Source organism: Achromobacter sp. D7-1, from assembly GCF_059760445.1.
This window is the reverse complement of the sequence record NZ_JCBAMT010000078.1, coordinates 1-20,857: the sequence shown is the minus strand read 5'-3', so window position 1 is coordinate 20,857 and position 20,857 is coordinate 1. Positions and strand designations below refer to the sequence as shown.

Sequence of the window (20,857 nt, the reverse complement as noted above, 5' to 3'; positions counted from 1 at the left end):
TGGGCCTGTTTTCATTGGGCGTCTCGCGCTTGCGCGCAGCCTCGCCGGGCCGGACCGGCCCTTTTTTTTTTCAGTAGTCCTATCCATGAGCCTGTTTCGTTCGGCGGCCACGGTCAGCAGCTTCACCCTGCTGTCCCGCATTTCCGGCCTGATCCGCGACATCCTGGTGGCCCGCGCCTTTGGCGCCGGCCCCATCACCGACGCTTTCTGGGTCGCCTTCCGCATCCCCAATCTGCTGCGGCGCCTGTTCGCCGAAGGCGCTTTCGCCCAGGCCTTCGTGCCCATCCTGGGCGCGGCGCGCAACAACCGTTCCGAAGCCGAGGTCCGCACCCTGCTGGACCGGGTCGCCCTGCTGCTGACGGCGGCGCTGATGTTCATCACGCTGATCGGCATCGTCGCCGCGCCCTGGGTCGTGTCCGCCATGGCCAGCGGCCTGCGCGGGGCGGACCGCGATACCGAATTCGGCGCGGCGGTCTGGATGACGCGGATGATGTTCCCCTACATCTTCTGCATGTCGCTGATCGCCTTCGCCTCGGGCGTGCTCAATACCTGGCGCCGCTTCGCCGTGCCGGCCTTCACGCCCGTGCTGCTCAACCTGGCCATGATCGCCGCCTGCATCTGGCTGGCGCCGCGCATGGACGTACCGGTCTACGCGCTGGCCATCGGCGTCATGATTGGCGGCGTAGCGCAACTGGCCGTGCAATGGATTGCGCTGGCGCGGCTCGGCCTGACGCCCCGCTTTACGCTGCGGTTCCGCGAAGCCTGGGGCGACCCCACGGTACAACGCATCCTCAAACAGATGGCGCCCGCCACCCTGGGCGTCTCGGTCGCGCAGATCTCGCTGCTGATCAACACCAACATCGCCACCTGGCTGACGCCGGGCAGCGTGACCTGGCTATCCTTCGCCGACCGCCTGATGGAATTTCCAACTGCTCTTCTGGGCGTGGCGCTGGGGACGGTGCTGCTGCCCAGCCTGTCCGCGGCCCATGCCCGCGACGACCACGGCGGCTACAGCGGGCTGCTGGACTGGGGCCTGCGCCTGGTACTGCTGCTGGGCCTGCCGGCCGCGGTGGGCATGGCGTTGCTGTCCGATGGGCTGGTTGCAACGCTGTTCCACTATGGCGCCTTCGCCGCCCAGGACGTGACCCAAACCCGCCTGGCGGTCATTTCCTATTCCGCCGGTCTGATCGGCCTGCTGGCCGTGAAGATCCTGGCGCCCGGCTTCTACGCCAAACAAGACATCCGCACGCCGGTAAAGATAGCCATCGGCGTGCTGATCACCACGCAGCTGATGAACCTGGTGCTGGTGCCCCTGATGGCACATGCCGGACTGGCCCTGGCCATCGGCCTGGGCGCCTGCCTGAACGCGCTGGCGTTGCTGATCGGACTGCGCCGCCGCGGCGTCTATCAGCCCGGTCCCGGCTGGACCGCGTTCGCGCTACGCCTGCTGCCCGCGCTGGCGGCGCTGGCGGCCCTGCTCTGGTATGCGGACGGGCGCATCGACTGGATAGCCCTGCAGGCCCACTCCGGACAGCGGGTAGCCTGGTTGGCCGGGGTGCTGGCGGCCAGTGGAGCGGTCTACTTCGGAATGTTGTTACTGTTTGGCTTCCGCCCTAGGGACTTCGGCCGACGTCCGTCGCGTTAAGTTCGGACAATCTGCCTATATACCCCTCAAAAGCCGGTCTTGTACCGGCTTTTTTGCATTAGATTCGTCAAGAATTGACAATCAGCCGGTAATCTTTGGTAAAAAACCTTTATTATTTACAAATTGCCATCGAAAGGATCCCCCTTGAAGCACTGTGGGGACATGAAGTGAAGTACGCCCAAGGACAACCCATGGCGGACCAGGTAATCAATTGGCTGCTGTTATTGCGCTCCGGCAAGGCGACCGCACAGGACTATAACGACTTCCTGGCGTGGCGCGCTGCCGACCCAGCCCATGAAAACGCCTGGCAGCAGCTGACCGGCTCGCTTGAAGGCTCGACGTTCGGCCGGCTTGGCGATGCCTATCCCGCAGGTTACGCCACCGCCGGCCCTGCCATCGCGCCACACGCCGCCCCTCCCGGCCCCGGCCCGGGCCCCGTCATCGCCCCTCCACGCCGCCGCTTCCTGGCCGGCGCGCTGGCGCTCGCCGGTACGGGCGCCTGTGCGGCTTACGTGGGCAACGCCTTCTATCCCCTGGGCAACGTCGCCGCAGATGCCGCCACGGCCACTGGCGAACGCCGCCGCTATGTGCTGTCCGACGGCAGCCAGTTGCTGCTGGACGCCCGCAGCCGGGTCAACCTGGACTTCACCCCCGCCTACCGCCAGGTCCGGCTGCTGGATGGCGCCGTGACGGTGTCGGTGGCTCCCGACTCGCGCCGCCCCTTCCTGGTCCAGACGGCCGAAGGCACGGTCCGCGCCCTGGGCACCCGCTACATGGTGCGCCAACAGGCCCAGCGCACCCTGGTGGTGGTGCATGAACACGAGGTCGAAGTCGAAACCATGTCCGGCGGTCACGGCACCGTCCGGGCCGGCACCGGCGCCCGCTTCGACGCGGCACGCATGGACACCCCGCGCGCCGAACTGATGGCCGAGGCCGCCTGGGAAGCCGGTTGGGTCGAAGCCCGGGGCCGCCCCCTGGCCGAAGTGATCGCGGCGCTGCGCCCCTACCGCAGCGGCACCCTGCGCGTTTCCATGGCCGCTGGCGGCCTGCCGGTGTCCGGCCACTTCCCGTTGGACGACACCGACGCCGCGCTGGACACGCTGCGCGACATCATGCCTATCCACGTCCGCCGCTTCACCCCTTGGTTCGTCTCCATCAACGTCGCTACCTGACAACGCCGCGCCCGGCGTTCCGCTCTCGAGGGCGGCTTCGTTGTATACTAGTTACGGTGTTTTTATCCAGTAGGCGCCACGGATTTTCCTCAAGGCTTTACATGAGGACCATCCGCAAGGGCTCTCCAGCCCGGGGAATTTTTCCCGCAGCGCCCCCGCCCGGTTGACGGGCGCTCCCTCGGTCGATCAGACATTAAAAGCTTGCAATCCCGCAGGGACTTGCTACAATGTTCGACTTTGCCGAATTCAACTTATATAGCAACATGGCCAATACCGCCCAAGCCCGCAAGCGCGCTCGCCAATCCGTTGAGCGCAACAAGCACAATTCCAGCCTGCGCTCGATGCTGCGCACCGCCATCAAGCGCGTTCGCCAATCCATCGCCGCTGGCGACAAGGCTGCGGCTGGCGAAGTGTTCCAGAAGGCCTCCAGCGTGATCGATCGCGTGGCCGACAAGAACATCATCCACAAGAACAAGGCCGCTCGCCACAAGAGCCGCCTGGCTGCCGCCATCAAGGCGCTGGCCTAAGCCATTCTGCCGCCCTGTTTTCAGGGCGTCACGAATACGGCAAATGAAAAAGGATGCCCCTGGGCATCCTTTTTTGCGTTCCCGGCCGCCGTAACGGCGCCTATACCATAGCGGCAATCGCCGGCTGACACCGCTACAGTTGCACCGCGATCCGCTCGGCGAAGAAATCAATGAAAGCGCGCACCCGGGCGACCTCAGCCGAGCGGGGCGCCCATAGCAGCGAAACGCTGCCGCGGCTATCCGTGTAGTCCTCGAGCACCGGCGTGAGCCGCCCCGCCTCCACATCGTCCTTTACCAGGTAGTTCGGCACCTGCACGATCCCCAGTCCGCTGATCGCCGCGGAAGCCAGGGCCTCGCCATCGTTCAATATGCCGGAAGGCTTAAGCGGCTTGTCCCGCTGCTCGCCCTTGAACGCCCAAGTTTCCGGCCTGCCGGTGGTCGGAAACCGGTAATAGATACAGCAATGTCCGCTGAGATCCGCCGGCGTCCGCGGCGTGCCGCGCTGCGCCAGGTATGCCGGCGAGGCGCAAGTCGTGAAGCCATGCGGTCCGATCCGGCGGGCCTGCAGCCCGGAATCCGCCAATTCGCCCAGCCGCAGCGCCAGGTCGTAGCCGTCCTCGATCACGTCGACGATCAGGTCGTCGAGGTTGATATCGACCAGGACCTCGGGGAAGCTCAGGTGAAATTCGCTGAGCGCCGGCAACACGATCCGGCGGCCCATGACAGTGGGAACGCTGATCTTGAGACGGCCACGCGGCGCATTCTGCACCAGGTGCAGTTCCCGCTCCGCCTCCTGCAGGTCCTTCAGGATCTTGGCGACATGACGATAGAGAACCTCGCCCTCGCCGGTTGGGCCCAGCGAGCGGGTGGTGCGATGCAATAGCCGCACGCCCAATCTGAGTTCGAGCCGTTCGACCGCCTTGCCCGCCGCGGATGCGGACAGGCCCAGCTTGCGCCCGGCTGCGGCAAAACTGCCGGATTCCACCGTGGCCGCGAAAGCGACCAACCCACTGAACGATTCTATCGAGAAGATTCCGGACATATGTTCGCGAGTCTAGAGACGGCCACCCATCTTCTGTCTGAGACGGTACGGATGAATGATGCACCCAAATGAACGACTGATGAAGCGGCCGCACCTGCCTGATCCGATCGGTCTTCCGTGCGTTCATTCAAACCGCCAATCCTGACACAAGCTGGAATTTTTTGATCGAGGCCGCTATGAAAATAGGACTGCGTCACCCTCCGGGATCAGAAAAATCAGAAGATAAGAACGCCGCCTTCGACGTCATCGTGGTTGGAGGCGGGTCAGCGGGCGCCGTGCTGGCCAGCCGCCTGAGCGAAGACGCGTCGCGCCGCGTGCTGCTGCTCGAGGCCGGCCGGGCCTACCCGCCCCATGCCTATCCCGATGCCGTCCGCGCCCAGAACATCATCGGCGGCGATGCCGGACACGACTGGGGATATTCATCCCTGCCGGGCTGGGGCGGAAAATCGTTCCCGGTTCCGCGGGGCAAGGTGCTGGGCGGCTCTTCGGCCGTGAATGCCGGCGTCTGGATGCGGGCGCCCGCCGCAGACTTCGCGCGATGGACCCGTGCCGGCCTGCCGCATTGGTCCATCGCCGACGTGCTGCCGTTTTTTCGTGGCAGCGAATGGACAGCCTCGGGCGCCGACCAATGCCATGGCCGCTCCGGCCCGGAACCGGTGCACCAGTTGCAGGACGACGAAATCTCCGACATGCAGCGGGCATTCCTGGCCTCGGCCCAGATGGCCGGCCATCCCCGGGTCGAGGATTTCAACGGCGACGCGCCATTCGGTGTCGGCCCCTATCCCATGAACAACCGCATGGGACAGCGGCTGAATACGGGCATGATCTATCTCTCGGACGCGGTGCGCGCGCGCCCCAATCTGACGATCCGCAGCGAAACGCTGGCGGACCGCATCGAGATCGAAGGCGGCCGGGCCCAGGCCGTGATCCTGGCCGAAGGCGAGCGGATCGCGGCCGGCGAGATCGTGCTGTCCGCCGGCACATACGGATCGGCGGCCATTCTGCTGCGCTCCGGCATCGGGCCAGCGGCCGACCTCGAGGCATTGGGTATCCCCGTCGTGGCCGATCTTCCCGTCGGCCAACGCCTGCAGGAGCATCCCTTCTTCTTCACGATCTGGGCCGCGCATCCCGAACGCCTGGGGCTGCCCATCCCGCCGGTGGGCGCCATCCTGTGGACGCAATCATCCCAAGCCGGACCGGGCGACGGCGATCTGCAGGTCAGCGCCGTGCACTATGGCGATCCCGCGGAATCCCCCACCGGCGCCATCTTCATGCTGGCCCTGGCGCTGACCCGCCCCACGTCCACCGGTACGCTCAAGCTGCTGGACCGCGATGCCCGCACAGCGCCGCTCATCGACCTCAACATCCTCGGGACAGTGCGCGACCGGGAACTGATGGTCGAGGGCATCCAACTGATCCGCCAAATGGCGAGCCAAGGTCCGCTGTCCGAGATCATCGCGCAGGAACTCGTGCCCGGCCCGGACGCGGCCGACGCCGCGGCGCTGGAAGCGGCCCTGCCCAAAGCGCTCGATATCTACCATCACCCCACCTCGACCGCGCCCATGGGCGGCGACGGCGATCCGGCCGCAGTGACGGACTACCAAGGCCGCGTCCGCGGCATCGCCGACCTGCGGGTCGCGGACGCCTCCAGCTTTCCTGATGTGCCCTCGGTCGCCACCAACCCCACGGTGGTCATGCTGGCCGAGCGCGTCAGCCACTGGCTCAGGAATACGGAGGCCAAATCGTGAACGACACCGCAAGCATCGCCTGGACCCGCAAGGCCTACAACTGGATCGGCGGCGTCCAGCGCTCCGAAGGTCCTTTGAAGGAATCGATCGACCCCGCCACCTACAACGTCATCGGCCACTATCCCGACAACGGCCTGATGGCAGCGAGATCGGCCGTCGCCGCGGCCGCGCGGGCCTTCCGCGCAAGCTCTTGGGCGCACGACCACGAACTGCGCGCCCGCGTGCTAGAGCAAGTGGCGCGCGCCTTCGAACGCAACCGCCAGCGGCTGCTGGACATCCTTTCGCTCGAAAACGGCAAGATCAAGGGCGAAGCCGGTTTCGAGCTCGACATGATTCCCAGCAAGCTGCGCTACGCGGCCGCCGCGGCCCTGCTCGAAAGCGGCCGGGCGCTCACGCCCAGGCCCGGCAGCATCTCCATGATCCTGCGCCAGCCCATGGGCGTGGCGGGCGTGATCGCGCCCTGGAATTCGCCGGCGGTGCTGACCATACGGTCGCTCGCGCCAGCGCTGGCGGCGGGATGCACCGCGGTCATCAAGCTGCCCGGCCAGGTGGCGCAAACCGCCAGCTTCATGGCCGAGGTCATGGCCGAAGCCGAGGACCTGCCGGACGGCGTGATCAACCTGTTCTTCGAAAGCGGGTCCGAGGGCTCCGCCTATCTCGTGGACTCGCCCGAGGTTCCCGTCATCAGCTTCACCGGATCCACCCGCACCGGCCGCGCGATCAGCGGCGCCGGCGCCAGGCACTTGAAGCGCTTCGGCATGGAACTGGGCGGCAAGACGCCCATGATTCTGTTCGATGACGCGGACGTGCACGGCGCACTGCCCGTGCTGGAAAAAGCGCTCACTGTCTTCAGCGGCCAGTTCTGCATGACCGGCTCCCGCTTGCTGGTGCAGGACGGCATCTATGCAGCAGTACGGGACGGACTCGCCAACCGGCTGCGCAAGGTCAAGGTCGGGCCGGCAGCCGATCCGACCAGCGACATGGGGCCCTTGATCGACCGCGCCAATGTCGAACGCGTCGACCATGCGGTCGACCTTGCGATCGCGGCCGGCGCCAGCGTCGTCGAGCGCGGCGGCCCCGTGAACACGGGCCCTTTGGCCAGCGGCGCCTTCTTCCGCCCCACCTTGCTGGAAGTGTCCGACAACAGCCTCGCCATCGTCCAGCAAGAAACCTTCGGCCCGGTGCTGACGATCCAGCGCTTTGCCGACGAGACCGAAGCCATACGCCTGGCCAACGACAGCGAATACGGTTTGGCCGCCAGCGTCTGGACCCGCGACGTCGATCGGTCGCTGCGCGTCGCCCAGGCCATCGACGCGGGCTCGGTGTGGATCAACGACTGGGCCAAGGTCTACGACAACACCGAGGAAGGCGGCTTCAAACAGTCCGGACTCGGACGCCTGAACGGTCTGGCCGCGCTGGAGGACTTCATCGAGTACAAGCACATCGCGCTCAAACCTGGCCTCGGGTAGCGCCGGCGAGCCAGAACATCCATTAGAAAAAAGGAGACTCCCATGCCGGATTCCATCGCCGCAAAGCTGATCGACGCGCTCCATGCGGGCGCGGAGGTCCCGCCAGGCTGTCGTGTCAATCACGCGCGCGGACTGCTTGTGGAAGGCAGGTTCCTCGGCGTGCCCCTGGCAGCGCAATTTTGCGCTTCGCCCATGTTCGACGACGTGGAGCTGCCACTCATCGCCCGGTTCTCGGACTCCGGCCCCGACCCGCGGATTCGCCAGGACAGTCCGCAAGCCGAACCGCGCGGCCTGGCCGTGCGCATCGGGCAGGATTCCCAGTTGGTGCTCGTCGGCCACTCGCTCGAAGGCTTCCCCGCGCAAGACCCGCAAACGTTTCTTGCCTTCATACAGGCATTGAACACGCAGCACACGGCCCCCGGATCGCTGCAAGCCCACCTGGCGGCCAATCCCCCAGCGCAGCGCTTCGACCAACTGCGGCACGACGCCCTGCCCACGGGCTATGCCTCGCGCAGCTATCACATGCTTCATGCCTATCGCCTGACGGCCGCGGATGGCCAGACGCGAACCGGCAGGTTGACGATCCGGGGCAGGAACGCCGACGGGGCGCACAAGGCCCTGGCCGGCCGGAACTGTATGAACGAGGCCCTGCGCCATGCCATGGAGGCGGGCCCGGTGGCGCTGGAACTGGCATTCACCCCGGCGCCGGCACAAGGCGCGACGGACGACCTGTCCACGGCCTGGCCAGGACACGGCAGTTCGACGCTCCTGGGATACCTGATGCTGGAGCGCATCGCGCCAGATCAGGACGCGCAACGCGCCCTGGTGTTCGACCCTTCCATCCTGCCTGCCGGCATCGAGTTCGCGGGCGACCCGCTGCTGAAGGCGCGCTTGCAGGCCTACCGGCTGGCGGCAGAGCGCCGACTGCGCGGCGTTCCCTGATCCAGGCCTGACGCCAGGCGGCTCCGGGCTGCCTCTGCCGCCTCGCGCAGTGACGCCATCAGCGCGCCCACCAGCGGATTGCCCGGCCGATGCTCCGGAAACACCACGCTGACCCGGAACGGAAACGAACGCGTCAAGGGACGGATATGCAACCCCCGGCCGACGAAATCCAGCGCCGTCAGCGGATTCACGATGGCCAGGCCGAGGCCCTGGCGCACGAAGGCGCAGACGGACACGGCGGTGGTCGTCTCGACGATGGAGCGCCGCAGCACGCCGGCTTCGGCAAAGGCTTCATCGAGCTGAATCCGGTAGGGATCGCTGGAAGACAGGCTGACGAACGCATGGCCTTCGAAATCAGCCAATTCCATGCGCTGCTTGCCCAGCAGCGCATGGCCGTCGGGCAGCACGCAGACCTCGTCCACCTGCAACAGCAACTCCACCCGCGTGCCGGCCGGCGCTGCGTCGTGCTCGGTCAGGCCCAGGTCATAGCGCTGGGCGCTCAGCCATTCCTCCAGGAAGGGCGATTCCTGCGTCTCCAGCGCCAGACTGACCCCGGGGTGACGCTCGTTGAAGCGCCGGAACGCGTCCGGCAGGATGGAATGAGAGAAGACCGGCAAGGCGATCACCGCCAGCTGCCCGCCCTGGTAGGCCCGCAGGCGCGCGGCGGCCGAGGCCACCCGCTCCAGGCCGGCATAGGACTGGCGGACCTCGTCGAACAGCGCCAGGCCCGGCATGGTGGGCCGCAGCCGCCCCGCCACCCGGTCGAACAGCGTGAAGCCTATGCCCTGCTCCATGCGCGCCAGTTCCCGGCTCACGGTCGGCTGGGACGAACCCAGCAGTTCGGCCGCCTTGGTCACGCTGCCGGCAATCATGACCGCGCGGAAGACTTCGACTTGCCGGTGCGTCAGCATGGCCCCACCCATATCAGGAATGAATCGATGAAGGAAATATAAGCATTTTACTGGATGACCGAAGGCAGGCATCATGCCGCCTTGTATTCACCTCCACAAACAAGGTTTCGCCCGCCATGGCCTTCGATCCGCGCCAACTCACCCAACTCGCCGCCGAACACGGCACGCCGCTCTGGGTGTACGACGCCGCCGTCATCCGTGAACGCATTGCGCAATTGCGCCGCTTCGACACCATCCGCTATGCGCAAAAGGCCTGCTCCAACCTGCACATCCTGCGCCTGATGCGCGCCGAAGGCGCGGTGGTGGACGCGGTCTCGCTGGGCGAGATCGAGCGCAGCCTGGCCGCCGGCTTCCAGCCCCAGGGCGAACCGGAAGGCATCGTCTTCACCGCGGACCTGATCGACCACGCCACGCTGGCCGCCGTGCTCAAGCACGGCATCACCGTCAACGCTGGCTCCCTGGACATGCTGGCCCGCGTCGGCCAGGCCTCGCCCGGCCATCGCGTCTGGCTGCGCATCAACCCGGGCTTCGGCCATGGCCATAGCAACAAGACCAACACCGGCGGACCGCAAAGCAAGCACGGCATCTGGATCGGCGACGTGGCCGAAGCCATGGCCATCGTGCGCCGCCACGGCCTGAAGCTGGTCGGCATCCACATGCATATCGGCTCGGGCGTGGATTACGCCCACCTGTCCAGCGTCTGCGACGCCATGGTCGACGTGGTGGCCTCGCTGGACCACGACATCGAGGCCATTTCCGCGGGCGGCGGCCTGTCCATCCCCTACCGCGAAGGCGATGCCCGCATCGACTGCGACCACTACTTCGAGCAATGGGACGCGGCGCGCCAGCGCATCGCCGAGCGCCTGGGCCATGAGATCCGCCTGGAGATCGAACCGGGCCGCTTCCTGGTCGCCGAGGCCGGCGCGCTGGTGTCGGAAGTGCATTCGATCAACCGCCGCCCGGAACGCGACTTCGCGCTGGTCGACGCCGGCTTCAACGATCTGATGCGCCCGGCCATGTACGGCAGCTACCACCGCATTTCGGTGCACGCGCCCGACGGCAGCCAGCCGCAGGGAGCGGCCGAAACCCGCATCGCCGTGGCTGGCCCGCTGTGCGAATCGGGCGACGTGTTCACGCAGGACGCGGGCGGCGTCGTGTCCGACCAACTGCTGCCGCAGCCGCGCATCGGCGATTTCCTGGTGTTCCACGACGCGGGCGCCTATGGTTCGTCGATGTCCTCGAACTACAACAGCCGGCCGCTGGCGCCGGAAGTGCTGCTGGACAACGGCGCCGCCCGGCTGATCCGCCGCCGCCAGACGATAGGTGAATTGCTGGCGCTGGAAGACGTCTGAGGCTCCTCAGGTCGGAAACGCCTCGCGCAAGGCGAAGGTCGCCTGCTTGAACACGCCCAGGTCGGTGCCCACCGCCACGAAGTGCATGCCCATGTCCAGGTAGCGCCGCGCATCCGCATGCACCGGCGCCAGGATGCCCACCGCCTTGCCTTGCGCCGACACCCGCTGGTACAGGTGGCGGATGGCCTCCTGGACTTCAGGATGGCCCGGATTGCCGATATGGCCCAGCGCCGCGGCCAAGTCGGACGGCCCGATGAACACGCCGTCCACGCCTTCCACCGAGGCGATCTCATCGACCGCGTCTATGCCCGGACGGCTTTCGATCTGCAGCAGCACGCAGATGTTGTCGTTGATGGTGTGCAGATAGTCCGGCACCGTGCCGTAGCGGTTGCTGCGCTGCGCGCCCGCCACGCCGCGCATGCCCTGCGGCGGATAGCGCGTGGCGGCCACCGCGCGCCGCGCGTCCTCTTCCGATTCGATGAATGGAATCAACAGGTTGTAGAAGCCGATATCCAGCAGCCGCTTGATCTCCACCGGATCGTTCCACGACGGCCGGCCCACGGCGGCGCTGGCGCTGCCCTGCAAGGCCTGTAGCTGCTGCAGGAACATCGGCACTTCGTTGGGCGAGTGCTCGCCGTCCAGCAGCAGCCAGTCGAAGTTGGCCAGCCCCACGAGCTCGGCCGTGATGTGGCTGGACATGCACATCCAGAATCCGATGAGCCGCTCGCGCGCCAGGATGCGTTGCCGGAAACGGTTGGGTAAGGGTGAGTTCATTGCCATCTACGCTTCATAAAAAAACAGGTGGATCCAGGCCCGCGGGCCTGGCCGTGCATTCGATCCGTGGACTCAAGCCACGCAAGTAGTCCAGGCATTCAGTCCATCTTCGCGCCCGACGCCTTGGCCGCCTTGCCCCACTTGGCGATCTCGTTATCCACGAAGGCCGAAAACGACTTGGGGTCGTCCGCCACCACCACGAAGCCCACGCTCTCCAGCTTCTGCCGGATGTCGGGCGAGGACAAGGCCTTCACCGTTGCCTGGTTCAGGCGCTGGATCACGGCGGGCGGCGTCTTCGCGGGGGCCGACAAACCGAACCAGGACTCGGCCGAAAAGCCCGGATAACCGGATTCCGCCACGGTGGGCGTGTCGGGGTAGGCAGGGTTGCGCTTGGCGCTGGCCACGGCCAGCGCGCGCAGCTTGCCCGAGGTGACTTGCGGCAACAGCGCGTCCTGGTTCAGGAACAGTACCGAGACCCGGCCTCCGATGGTGTCGGTGATGGCGGCAGCACCGCCCTTGTAGGGCACGTGCACCAAGTCGATCTTGGCGTCCTGCTTCAGCATTTCCATGGCCAGGTGGCCGGAGGAACCGCTGCCCGAACTCGCATGCGTGTACTTGCCCGGGTTCTCGCGAGCCAGCTTGATGAAGTCCGCGAAGGTCTTGCCCGGAAAGTCGTTGTTGGCCACCAACACGTTTGGGCCGGTCGCCAGCAACGAGATATGCGCGAAGTCGCTATTGCGGTACGGCATGTTCTGGTAGATCGCGTAGCTGATGGCGTTGGAGCCGACGCCCGACAGCAGCAGCGTGTAGCCGTCAGGCTCCGCCTTGGCCACCATGTCGGAGCCGATATTGCCGTTGGCGCCGCCCTTGTTTTCCACCACCACGGTCTGGCCCAGTTCCTTGGACAGCTCGGCCGCCAGCAGGCGGCCCACCGAATCGGTGCTGCCGCCCGCGGGAAACGGCACCACCAGCTTGAGTTGCTTGGTGGGCCAGGCCGCGCCCTGCGCCATCAGCATGCCGGGCAGCATGGCCAGCGCCCCCGCGGCCGCCAGGATGGCCAGGCGTGCGCGCGCCGCCGGTTTGTTCTGTTGCATGGTTGTCTCCTCTTTGGGTTTTTTAGTATGTGCGCCCGGTGTCCGGGTCAGTGGATTTCAGGCTCGCCCGCGGCCGGAGCGCGCGTCTCGGTCTGAAGAAAATCGAAATCGCAGCCCGTGTCGGCCTGGCCGATGTGCTTGAGGTACAACACGCCGTAGCCGCGCTCGAAACGCGGCGGCGGCGCCTGCCAGGCGGCGCGGCGCGCGGCCAGTTCCTCGTCGGACACCAGCAATTCCAGACGCCGCGCCGGCACATCCAGCGTGATGCGGTCGCCGTCCTGCACCAGCGCCAGCGGGCCGCCCACATAGGCCTCGGGCGCCACGTGCAGCACACAGGCGCCGTAGCTGGTGCCGCTCATGCGCGCGTCCGAAATGCGCACCATATCGCGCACGCCCTGCTTCAAGAGTTTTTGCGGAATCGGCAGCTGGCCCCACTCCGGCATGCCGGGCGCGCCCTGCGGCCCGGCGTTCTGCAGCACGATGACGCTGTCGGCATCCACGTCCAGGTCTGGATCGTCGATGCGCGCGGCCATATCGTTGTAGTCCTTGAAGACCACCGCGCGGCCCGTGTGCACCTGCAGCTGCGCCTCCATGGCGGGCGGCTTGATCACCGCGCCGTCGGGCGCCAGATTGCCGCGCAGCACCGCCAGCCCGTCGCGTTCGATCAACGCCTGCGCGCGCGGCCGGATCACGTCTTCGTTGAAGATGCGCGCGCCGGCGATGTTTTCGCCCAGCGTGCGGCCGTCCACGGTGCGCTGCGTGGTGTCCAGCAGGTCGCCCAGCTGCACCAGCATCGCGCGCAGGCCGCCCGCGTAATAGAAGTCTTCCATCAGGTACTTGCCCGCCGGCCGCAAGTTGGCCAGCACCGGCGTGGTGCGCGCCAGATGGTCGAAGCGGTCCAGGTCCAGCCCGAAGCCGCTGCGGCGCGCCATGGCGATCAGGTGCACCACCGAATTGGTCGAGCCCGACAGCGCCAGCACCGTGCGCACGGCATTGTCGAAGGACGCGGCGGTCAGCAGGTCGGACGGCTTCAGGTCTTCCCACACCATCTCGACGATGCGCTTGCCGGTCAGGCTGGCCATCTGCGCGTGGCGCGAGTCCGGTGCGGGAATCGACGAGGCCCCCGACAGGCACAAGCCCAGCGCCTCGACCGCGCCCGTCATGGTGGACGCGGTGCCCATGGTCATGCAGTGGCCGGGCGAGCGGGCGATGCCGTCCTCCACGCCCTGCCAGTCTTCCTCGGTGATGTTGCCGGCGCGCAGCTCGGCCCAGTACTTCCAGGTGTCCGAGCCCGAACCCAGAGTGTTGCCGTTCCAGTTGCCGCGCAGCATGGGGCCGGCCGGCATGAAGATGGTGGGCAGGTCCATGGACACCGCGCCCATCAGCAACGCCGGCGTGGTCTTGTCGCAGCCGCCCATCAGCACACAGCCGTCCGCGGGATACGAGCGCAGCAGTTCTTCCGTCTCCATCGCCAACAGATTGCGGTAGAGCATGGTGGTGGGCTTTTGGAAAGGTTCCGACAAGCTCATGGCCGGCATTTCCACCGGGAAGCCGCCTGCCTGCCAGATGCCGCGCTTGACCTCTTCGACGCGCTGCTTGAAGTGGCTGTGACAGGGGTTGATGTCGCTCCAGGTATTGATGATGGCGATCACCGGTTTGCCGGCGTAGTCCGAGCGGTGATAGCCCATCTGCGCGGTGCGCGACCGGTGGCCGAACGAGCGCAGGTCGCGCACGCCATACCAGCGGTGGCTGCGCAGTTCTTCGGGTTTCTTGCGCTTGTCTGAATTGCTCATGTCTCTGTTCCTGTGCTCTTGGGCAAGGGTTTATAGGGAAGATGGAATCACGCCGTGTCCAGCAGATAAGGCGTGCCGGCGCGCTCGCAGATGGCGCGCAGGCGCTCGGCCAGCGCGGCGGGTATGGGGATGCCCTCGCGCAGCCGGCGCGCGCGCTCGGCGGCTTCGGGCTCGCCCGCCACCAGCACCGGTTCGTCCGGATTGGCGGGCGGCGTATCGTGCATGGCGTCGATCATGTCGTCCATGTCGGACTCGAACGAACCGGCCGCGCGGAACGCGTCGGGGTTCAGGGCCAGGAAGAAATGGCCCACGTCGTCGGGCTCGCCCGGACGGCGAGTCGGGGCGCGGCGCGCGGCGAAGGCGCTGCCGCTGAGCGTGCCGCCCAGGATCTGCGCCATCATCGCCAGGCCGTAACCCTTGTGGCTGCTCATGGCGGCGGTGCCGCCCAAGGGGGTCAGGCCGCCCTCGGGATGCTTGAAGATGAATTGCATGGCGGCGGCCGCATCGGTGACCGCCCCGCCCTGCCCGTCGACCGCCCAGCCCGGTGGCAGCGGCTGATCCAGGAAGTCATAGACCTTGACCTTGTTGGCGGCCACGGTGGTAGTCGCCATGTCCAGCAGAAAGGGCTCGTTGTAGGCGGCCGGCGCGCCGAAGGCGATGGGGTTGGTGCCCAGCATGGGCATGGCGCCGCGCGTGGGCACCATGATGACGCCGTTGGCGCTGCTGGTCACCAGTCCGACCACGCCGCGCTCGACCGCCATGCGCGCATAGACGCCAGCCGCGCCGAAGTGATGCGAATTACGAACCGACACGGCGCCCACGCCATGCTCCAGCGCCTTGTCCACGGCCAGGTTCATCGCCTGCGCCGCCACCGGATAGCCCAGGCCGCCCATGCCGTCGATCAGCGCGCTGGCGCCGCCGTCGCGCAGGATCCGCGGCCTGGCGTCCAGCCTCAGGGTGCCGGCGCGCAGCTTGTCCTCGTAGGCCGGCAGCATGGAGATGCCGTGCGAATCGATGCCCAGCAGGTCGGTGCGCGCCATCAGGCCCGCGGTGATGTGCGCCAGATCCTGCGCCATGCCCCATGCCATCAATACCTGCAGGATCTGCTCGCGGACCTGCTCCACCGGCACGTCCGCCGCTATGACTCCGTTCCCTGGCACTCTGGTCTCCTGTGGTTCTGGTTCGGTCGCGGCGGGCGGGCGGCGAAGATCAATCGCGCTCGCGGTCCACCAGCCGGTGGCGGGCCTGGCCCAGATGGAACTGCATGGCGACGCGGGCGCGTTCGCTGTCCTGTTCGCGGATCGCGTCCAGGATCGCGGCGTGCTCGTCCACCACGCGCTGCGCGCGCTGGCGCGAACCGGTGCGGGTCAGGTTCAGGGTCAGGCGCATGAAGCCGCTGATGGATTCGTGGATGCTCTCCAGCACGCCCAGATAGAAGTCGTTGCCGCTGGCTTCGGCGATGCTGGCATGGAACGCCAGGTCGGCCTCAGCCGACACTTGGCCGCGCGCCAGGCTGTCGGCAAAGGCCGCGTGCGCGTCCGCGATCTTCCTGAGCTGCTCGTCGGTGCGGCGCAGCGCCGCCAGGCGCGCGGCGTCGCCCTCCAGCGCCACCCGCACCTCCTGGGCCCGCAGATAGGCGCTGACGTTCTGCACGTCGTTGAAGGTCTTAAGGCGCGGCGCGGGCGCGTGGCTGACGAAGGTGCCCAGCCCCTGGTGCGCGGTGATCAGGCCGTCGGCGCGCAGCCGCAGCAGCGCCTCGCGCACCACCGGCCGCGACACGCCGAAGCGTTCGGAGATCTCGTTCTCGGAAGGCAGCTTGTCGCCCACGTTCAGTCCGCCGGACACGATCTGCTCGAAGATCTGGCCGTAGAGCTGGTCAGCCAGGCGGACCCGATGCCCGCGTTCGAGCACCAGCGCACCCGCGGCGTCGGATTCGGCGGGCGCCTGCGGCGCAGGCGCCGGTGTTGCTTTGGGTCGGGCCACGAAACCTCCTCGATGCTATGGCGCAGTCCGCAATGGCGGGACAGCGCTCATCGTACCGTCAATGCGCGCGCCCCGGCCCGCTTGCGGGTTCACGCGGCGGCCGCCTCCCGGTCCCAGGCCGCCAGGGCCCGCGCCACCGGCGCCACGCGCTCGCGTTCGGCGGCGGATATGCCGGTCAGCAAGGGCAGCATCGGCCCCATGTCCGCCACGCCCGACAGCGTCACGGCATCGTGCAGCACGCGGATGGGGCTGATGCTGTCGCGGCAATCCTCCAGGCCCAGGTACTGCTGGCGCACGGCTTCGGCTTCGTCGTAGCGGCCGTCGCGCAGCAGATGCAACAGGCGCATCGAGCCTCGCGGCGCCACGCAAACCGAGCCCGAGGTAAAGCTCTTCAGGCCGAAATCGCGGTAGTGCACAATGGCCGGGCGCTCGCCGATGCCGCTGACGACCCAGCGCGCGTCCACCGCCTGCAGCAGCGACGACAGATACGTGTCCTGCGACGGGTCGTCGCGGACCACGGCGTACTTGAAGGCCACGATGCGGCCCTCTTCGATCAGGCGCGCGGCGCTTTCCGGCGCCAGGTAGCCGGACGACTTGATGTAGATCACCGCAGGCTTGCCCAGCGCGTCCGTGAAGCGGCGCACGCCTTCGGCCAATCCCGCGTCCGTATAGGGAAAGGACATGGGCAGCAGCATGGCCGTGGGAAAGGCGCGTGTCCGCAGGATCGCCGCCTGATCCATCATCTTGCCGTAGTCGGGCCCCACCGAAGGCAGGATCCAGGTGTCCGCACCCGCCAGTCCGGCCAGCATGTCGACGATGCGCGCGTACTCGCCCACGCCCACGTTATAGAAATTGGCATTGCCGCCATACATCACGTTGCGCACGCCGCCCGCTTCCAGATGGCCGAGCAAGGCCTTGTTGGCCGCCTCGTTCAGCGAAAGATCGTCGTGGCGCGCCAATGGCGGCACGGCAATGACCGAACGCTGCAAATCCTGCGCGGTGACCGGGGAGGTTTTCATGGGCGGGGGCTCCTGGCTGATCCAGCTATCGGGTGTAGGGGTTCAAAAAAGTATACTTGGTTGACAAGCACAAGCTCAATACATATATTTGTTTTACAAGTAGTCAGGCAGCAAAACGCAGGGCGCCGCGGGGTGCCATGCGGCTTCAAAGCCTCGGGCCATGCCAGGGGCGGAATACCCCCAGAAACGATGCGCGGCCACGCGCACACCGAGGAGACGAGTTCCATGCATGCAGCCCCTGCGCGAGGCCGGTCTGTCCTGTCCGCCCTGTCTACCGCCGTCCTGACGGCAGCCGCCTTGCTATTGCCGGCCGCGCCGGCGCTGGCCGGCTACCCCGAGCGCGACGTCAAGATCATCGTGCCTTTCCCGGCCGGCGGCACCACCGACATCGCGGCGCGCATCGTCGCGGCCGAACTGGGCAAGACCTGGAACAAGGCCGTGGTGGTGGACAACAAGGCGGGCGCCGGCGGCAACGTCGGCACGGCCGAAGCCGCGCGCGCCGCGCCAGACGGCTACACCCTGCTGATGGGCACCGTCAGCACCCATGCCATCAACCAGTCCGTCTATGCCAAGCTGCCCTACGACCCCGTCAAGGACTTCGTGCCGGTGACGCTGGTGATCCCGGTGCCCAACATCCTGGAGCTCAACCCCGGCTTCGCCGACAAGCACGGCATCCGCACGGTGGCCGACCTGATCAAGTACCTGAAGGCCAATCCGGGCAGCGTCAACATGGCGTCCACCGGCAACGGCACTTCCACCCATCTGTCGGGCGAGCTGTTCCAGAACATGACGGGCACGCGCATGACCCACGTCCCCTACAAGGGCAGCAGCCCGGCGCTGACCGACGTGATGGCCGGTTCCGCCGATCTGATCTTCGACAACCTGCCGTCCTCCATGGGCTTTCTCAAGAGCGGCAAGCTGCGCCCGCTGGCCGTCACCAGCGCCCAGCGCTCGCCCGCCCTGCCCGACGTGCCCACCATGGCCGAGGCCGGCGTGCAGGGCTATGACGCGTCCAGCTGGTTCGGTCTGCTGGCGCCCGCCGGCACGCCGCAGGCGGTGGTCGACAAGATCCAGCGCGACGTGGCCGCCGCCCTCAAGCTGGAATCGGTGCGCGCCCAGTTGCAGGCACAGGGCGCCACGCCTTCCGGCAACACGCCGGCCCAATTCAAACAGTTCATGGCGCAGGAGTCCGCCAAATGGGCGGAGGTCGTGAAGAAATCCGGCGCCAAGGTCGACTGACCCCAAGCCGATCCGGGCCCGTCCGCAACGCGTGGGCGGCGGGCTCTTCATCAGCACGCGAACCAGGAGACACCATGAACAAACTGATGAGCGCCGCGGCCATGGCAGCCGCCGTCGCCGCGGGCGCCGTGCTGCTCGGGACGCCCGCAGCGCAGGCCGCCGGCTATCCCGACAAACCCGTCACGATGATCGTGCCCTTCGTGCCAGGCGGATCTTCCGACATCACCGCGCGCTCGGTCACGCCAGGGTTGACGAAGATCCTGGGACAGACCTTCGTGGTCGAGAACAAGCCCGGCGCCAACAGCGCCATCGGCGCGCAGGCGCTGGCCCGCTCCACGCCCGACGGCTACACCATGATGGTCGGCTCCATCGGCACCTTCGCCATCAACGAAGCGCTGTACAAGAACCTGTCGTACAACCCCAGCAAGGATTTCGAATACCTGACCCAGGCGGTGCGCAATCCCAACGTGCTGGTGGCCGCTCCCGCATTTCCGGCCAGCACCGTCGCCGAACTGATCGAGTACGCGAAGAAAAATCCGGGCAAGGTGTCCTATGCCTCCTCGGGCACGGGCTCGTCGGACCACCTGTCGGCCGTGCTGTTCCGCCAGCGCACCCAGAGCACGGGCGTGGACGTGCCCTACCGCGGCGGCGGCGCGGCCATCGCCGACCTGATCGGCGGGCAGGTCAACGTGTCGTTCCAGAACCTGGGCGCGGTCCAGACCCACATCAAGGCCGGCAAGCTCAAGGCGCTGGCCATCACGGGCGACGCCCGCGCCGCCGACCTGCCGGACGTGCCCACGCTGGCCGAGGCCGGCATCAAGGACATGGTGGTGTATTCCTGGCAGGGCTTCGCGGTGCCCAAGGGCACGCCCGCGCCCGTCGTCCAGCAATTGTCCAAGGCGTTGCAGACCGCGCTGCGCGATCCCCAGACCGAAAAGACCCTGCAAGGCCTGGGCTTCGAGGTCGTGGCCAACACGCCGCAGCAGTTCACGGCGTTCCAGCAGGCCGAGGTCAAGCGCTGGAAGGACGTCATCCAGAAAGCCAATATCCAGCTCGAGTGAGGCCGCGATCAGACTGCAGGGTGCCCCTGGCGGGCATCCTGTCAGCCTGGTTCAAGGCCGGATCAAGTAGCATCAACGTTTTGCCACCCACCTGTACGACAACATGACCACCAAGCATCGCATCATCCAGGTCGGCTCGCTGGCCGGTTCCCCCTACGCCAACAAGACGCTCGCGGACCGCTACGACGTCGTCGAACTATGGAAGTACCCGGACCGCAAGGCGGCGCTGGCCGAGCATGGCAAGGGCATCACCGCCGTCGTCACCTCCGCCACCTTCGGCGCCAACGCCGAACTCATCAACGCCCTGCCCGACCTCAAGGCCATCTGCAGCTGGGGCGTGGGCTACGAGACCATCGACGTCCAGGCCGCCAAGCAGCGCGGCGTGCAGGTCAGCAACACCCCCGACGTGCTGACCGACTGCGTCGCCGATCTGGCCTGGGGCCTGCTGATTGCGGGCGCGCGCCACATGGGCCAGGGCGAACGCTTCGTGCGCGCGGGCCAATGGGGCCAGGTGCATGGCGGCATTCCGCTGGGCCTGCGCGTCAGCGGCAAAAAGCTGGGCATCGTCGGCCTGGGCCGCATCGGCGAGGCCATCGCCCGCCGCGGCATGGGCTTCGACATGGACGTGCGCTACCACAACCGCCGCAAGCGCGATGACGTCGAGTACGGCTACGAGGCCTCGCTCACCGATCTGGCCAAGTGGGCCGACTTCCTCATCGTGGCCACCGTCGGCGGTCCCAGCACGCGCCATCTGGTGAACCGCGAAGTGCTGGAAGCGCTGGGCCCCACGGGCATCATCGTCAACATCGCGCGCGGCCCCGTCATCGACGAAACCGCGCTGGTCGCGGCCCTGGAAGCGGGCAAGCTGGGCTGCGCCGCGCTCGACGTGTTCGAGCACGAGCCCAAGGTGCCCGAGGCGCTGCTCAAGACCGACAAGGCGGTGCTGCTGCCGCATATCGGCAGCGCCACGCTGGAAACCCGCATGGCCATGGAGAACCTGATGCTGGAAAACCTGCAAGCGTTCTTCGAAACCGGCCGCGTGATCACGCCGGCCGAGTAAGCCCGCCATCCGCCGCGGCCCCGGCC

18 protein-coding genes are annotated in these 20,857 nt (G+C 67.1%); 10 read left to right on the top strand and 8 right to left on the bottom strand.

Annotation, left to right across the window (positions count from 1 at the left end; genetic code table 11):
* The first annotated feature begins 85 nt into the window (after positions 1–85).
* From murJ to rpsT, 3 genes are all read left to right on the top strand, one after another.
* Positions 86–1,645: a murein biosynthesis integral membrane protein MurJ gene (gene murJ, locus AC6LKD_RS25800; RefSeq protein WP_492275391.1), complete on the top strand. Its 1,560-nt coding sequence runs from the start codon at positions 86–88 to the stop codon at positions 1,643–1,645.
* Positions 1,646–1,836: 191 nt separating this feature from the next.
* On the top strand, positions 1,837–2,817 hold the full coding sequence (locus tag AC6LKD_RS25795; RefSeq protein ID WP_013394778.1) for a FecR domain-containing protein: 981 nt from the start codon (positions 1,837–1,839) through the stop codon (positions 2,815–2,817).
* Positions 2,818–3,080: 263 nt separating this feature from the next.
* Complete coding sequence (rpsT, locus tag AC6LKD_RS25790; protein WP_006396042.1) at positions 3,081–3,344, top strand: 30S ribosomal protein S20; 264 nt, start codon at positions 3,081–3,083, stop codon at positions 3,342–3,344.
* A 133-nt stretch (positions 3,345–3,477) separates the two neighbouring features.
* On the opposite strand, the gene AC6LKD_RS25785 is transcribed toward rpsT, so the two are convergent.
* Positions 3,478–4,386, bottom strand: a complete 909-nt coding sequence (locus AC6LKD_RS25785) for a LysR family transcriptional regulator (RefSeq protein WP_498117840.1) — start codon at positions 4,384–4,386, stop codon at positions 3,478–3,480.
* Between the two features lie 176 nt (positions 4,387–4,562).
* Here AC6LKD_RS25785 and AC6LKD_RS25780 point away from each other — a divergent pair, with 176 nt between their 5' ends.
* Genes AC6LKD_RS25780 through AC6LKD_RS25770 form a run of 3 tightly spaced genes read left to right on the top strand, consistent with a single transcriptional unit; the run spans position 4,563 to position 8,545 of the window.
* Complete coding sequence (locus tag AC6LKD_RS25780) at positions 4,563–6,134, top strand: GMC family oxidoreductase (protein ID WP_498117839.1); 1,572 nt, start codon at positions 4,563–4,565, stop codon at positions 6,132–6,134.
* Positions 6,131–7,603 (top strand): aldehyde dehydrogenase family protein, encoded by a 1,473-nt coding sequence (locus tag AC6LKD_RS25775; RefSeq protein ID WP_498117838.1) that lies wholly within the window; start codon positions 6,131–6,133, stop codon positions 7,601–7,603. The genes AC6LKD_RS25780 and AC6LKD_RS25775 overlap by 4 nt, the downstream gene beginning before the upstream one ends.
* A 42-nt stretch (positions 7,604–7,645) precedes the next feature.
* Positions 7,646–8,545: a catalase family protein gene (locus AC6LKD_RS25770; protein ID WP_498117837.1), complete on the top strand. Its 900-nt coding sequence runs from the start codon at positions 7,646–7,648 to the stop codon at positions 8,543–8,545.
* Here AC6LKD_RS25770 and AC6LKD_RS25765 read toward each other — a convergent pair.
* The gene (locus tag AC6LKD_RS25765) at positions 8,503–9,456 is read right to left on the bottom strand and encodes a LysR family transcriptional regulator (RefSeq protein ID WP_498117836.1); all 954 of its coding nucleotides are present in this window, start codon (positions 9,454–9,456) and stop codon (positions 8,503–8,505) included. The genes AC6LKD_RS25770 and AC6LKD_RS25765 overlap by 43 nt on opposite strands.
* Before the next feature lie 116 nt (positions 9,457–9,572).
* Here AC6LKD_RS25765 and lysA point away from each other — a divergent pair, with 116 nt between their 5' ends.
* Positions 9,573–10,808, top strand: coding sequence for a diaminopimelate decarboxylase (gene lysA, locus AC6LKD_RS25760; RefSeq protein ID WP_498117835.1), 1,236 nt, complete (start codon positions 9,573–9,575; stop codon positions 10,806–10,808).
* A gap of 6 nt (positions 10,809–10,814) precedes the next feature.
* Here lysA and garL read toward each other — a convergent pair whose 3' ends face one another.
* The 6 genes from garL to AC6LKD_RS25730 all read right to left on the bottom strand — a co-directional run bounded on the left by garL (position 10,815) and on the right by AC6LKD_RS25730 (position 17,471).
* Positions 10,815–11,582, bottom strand: coding sequence for a 2-dehydro-3-deoxyglucarate aldolase (gene garL, locus AC6LKD_RS25755; RefSeq protein ID WP_041655817.1), 768 nt, complete (start codon positions 11,580–11,582; stop codon positions 10,815–10,817).
* 98 nt (positions 11,583–11,680) lie between these two features.
* Positions 11,681–12,676, bottom strand: coding sequence for a Bug family tripartite tricarboxylate transporter substrate binding protein (locus tag AC6LKD_RS25750; protein ID WP_492275384.1), 996 nt, complete (start codon positions 12,674–12,676; stop codon positions 11,681–11,683).
* Between the two features lie 47 nt (positions 12,677–12,723).
* Entirely contained in the window at positions 12,724–14,469 is a 1,746-nt protein-coding gene (gene araD / locus AC6LKD_RS25745) for an L-arabinonate dehydratase (protein WP_013394788.1), read from the bottom strand.
* Positions 14,470–14,516: 47 nt separating this feature from the next.
* Positions 14,517–15,629: an Ldh family oxidoreductase gene (locus tag AC6LKD_RS25740; protein WP_498117834.1), complete on the bottom strand. Its 1,113-nt coding sequence runs from the start codon at positions 15,627–15,629 to the stop codon at positions 14,517–14,519.
* A gap of 49 nt (positions 15,630–15,678) precedes the next feature.
* On the bottom strand, positions 15,679–16,452 hold the full coding sequence (locus AC6LKD_RS25735; protein WP_013394790.1) for a FadR/GntR family transcriptional regulator: 774 nt from the start codon (positions 16,450–16,452) through the stop codon (positions 15,679–15,681).
* A gap of 89 nt (positions 16,453–16,541) precedes the next feature.
* Complete coding sequence (locus AC6LKD_RS25730) at positions 16,542–17,471, bottom strand: dihydrodipicolinate synthase family protein (RefSeq protein WP_013394791.1); 930 nt, start codon at positions 17,469–17,471, stop codon at positions 16,542–16,544.
* A gap of 225 nt (positions 17,472–17,696) precedes the next feature.
* On the opposite strand from AC6LKD_RS25730, the gene AC6LKD_RS25725 reads away from it, so the two are divergent.
* The 3 genes from AC6LKD_RS25725 to AC6LKD_RS25715 all read left to right on the top strand — a co-directional run bounded on the left by AC6LKD_RS25725 (position 17,697) and on the right by AC6LKD_RS25715 (position 20,831).
* A complete protein-coding gene (locus AC6LKD_RS25725) occupies positions 17,697–18,710 on the top strand; it encodes a tripartite tricarboxylate transporter substrate binding protein (RefSeq protein ID WP_498117833.1) in 1,014 nt (337 codons plus the stop codon).
* 74 nt (positions 18,711–18,784) lie between these two features.
* Positions 18,785–19,771, top strand: coding sequence for a Bug family tripartite tricarboxylate transporter substrate binding protein (locus tag AC6LKD_RS25720; protein ID WP_013394793.1), 987 nt, complete (start codon positions 18,785–18,787; stop codon positions 19,769–19,771).
* Between the two features lie 103 nt (positions 19,772–19,874).
* Positions 19,875–20,831 carry a 2-hydroxyacid dehydrogenase gene (locus tag AC6LKD_RS25715; RefSeq protein ID WP_013394794.1) on the top strand — a complete coding sequence of 319 codons (957 nt, stop codon included), beginning with the start codon at positions 19,875–19,877 and terminating at the stop codon, positions 20,829–20,831.
* Positions 20,832–20,857 lie beyond the last annotated feature (26 nt).

Bases quoted from the DNA above. Each gene is read 5' to 3' on its own strand.
- murJ (WP_492275391.1), top strand. From the start codon at position 86: ATGAGCCTGTTTCGTTCGGCGGCCACGGTCAGCAGCTTCACCCTGCTG.
- AC6LKD_RS25795 (WP_013394778.1), top strand. From the start codon at position 1,837: ATGGCGGACCAGGTAATCAATTGGCTGCTGTTATTGCGCTCCGGCAAG.
- rpsT (WP_006396042.1), top strand. From the start codon at position 3,081: ATGGCCAATACCGCCCAAGCCCGCAAGCGCGCTCGCCAATCCGTTGAG.
- AC6LKD_RS25785 (WP_498117840.1), bottom strand. From the start codon at position 4,386: ATGTCCGGAATCTTCTCGATAGAATCGTTCAGTGGGTTGGTCGCTTTC.
- AC6LKD_RS25780 (WP_498117839.1), top strand. From the start codon at position 4,563: ATGAAAATAGGACTGCGTCACCCTCCGGGATCAGAAAAATCAGAAGAT.
- AC6LKD_RS25770 (WP_498117837.1), top strand. From the start codon at position 7,646: ATGCCGGATTCCATCGCCGCAAAGCTGATCGACGCGCTCCATGCGGGC.
- AC6LKD_RS25765 (WP_498117836.1), bottom strand. From the start codon at position 9,456: ATGCTGACGCACCGGCAAGTCGAAGTCTTCCGCGCGGTCATGATTGCC.
- lysA (WP_498117835.1), top strand. From the start codon at position 9,573: ATGGCCTTCGATCCGCGCCAACTCACCCAACTCGCCGCCGAACACGGC.
- garL (WP_041655817.1), bottom strand. From the start codon at position 11,582: ATGAACTCACCCTTACCCAACCGTTTCCGGCAACGCATCCTGGCGCGC.
- AC6LKD_RS25750 (WP_492275384.1), bottom strand. From the start codon at position 12,676: ATGCAACAGAACAAACCGGCGGCGCGCGCACGCCTGGCCATCCTGGCG.
- araD (WP_013394788.1), bottom strand. From the start codon at position 14,469: ATGAGCAATTCAGACAAGCGCAAGAAACCCGAAGAACTGCGCAGCCAC.
- AC6LKD_RS25730 (WP_013394791.1), bottom strand. From the start codon at position 17,471: ATGAAAACCTCCCCGGTCACCGCGCAGGATTTGCAGCGTTCGGTCATT.
- AC6LKD_RS25725 (WP_498117833.1), top strand. From the start codon at position 17,697: ATGCATGCAGCCCCTGCGCGAGGCCGGTCTGTCCTGTCCGCCCTGTCT.
- AC6LKD_RS25720 (WP_013394793.1), top strand. From the start codon at position 18,785: ATGAACAAACTGATGAGCGCCGCGGCCATGGCAGCCGCCGTCGCCGCG.
- AC6LKD_RS25715 (WP_013394794.1), top strand. From the start codon at position 19,875: ATGACCACCAAGCATCGCATCATCCAGGTCGGCTCGCTGGCCGGTTCC.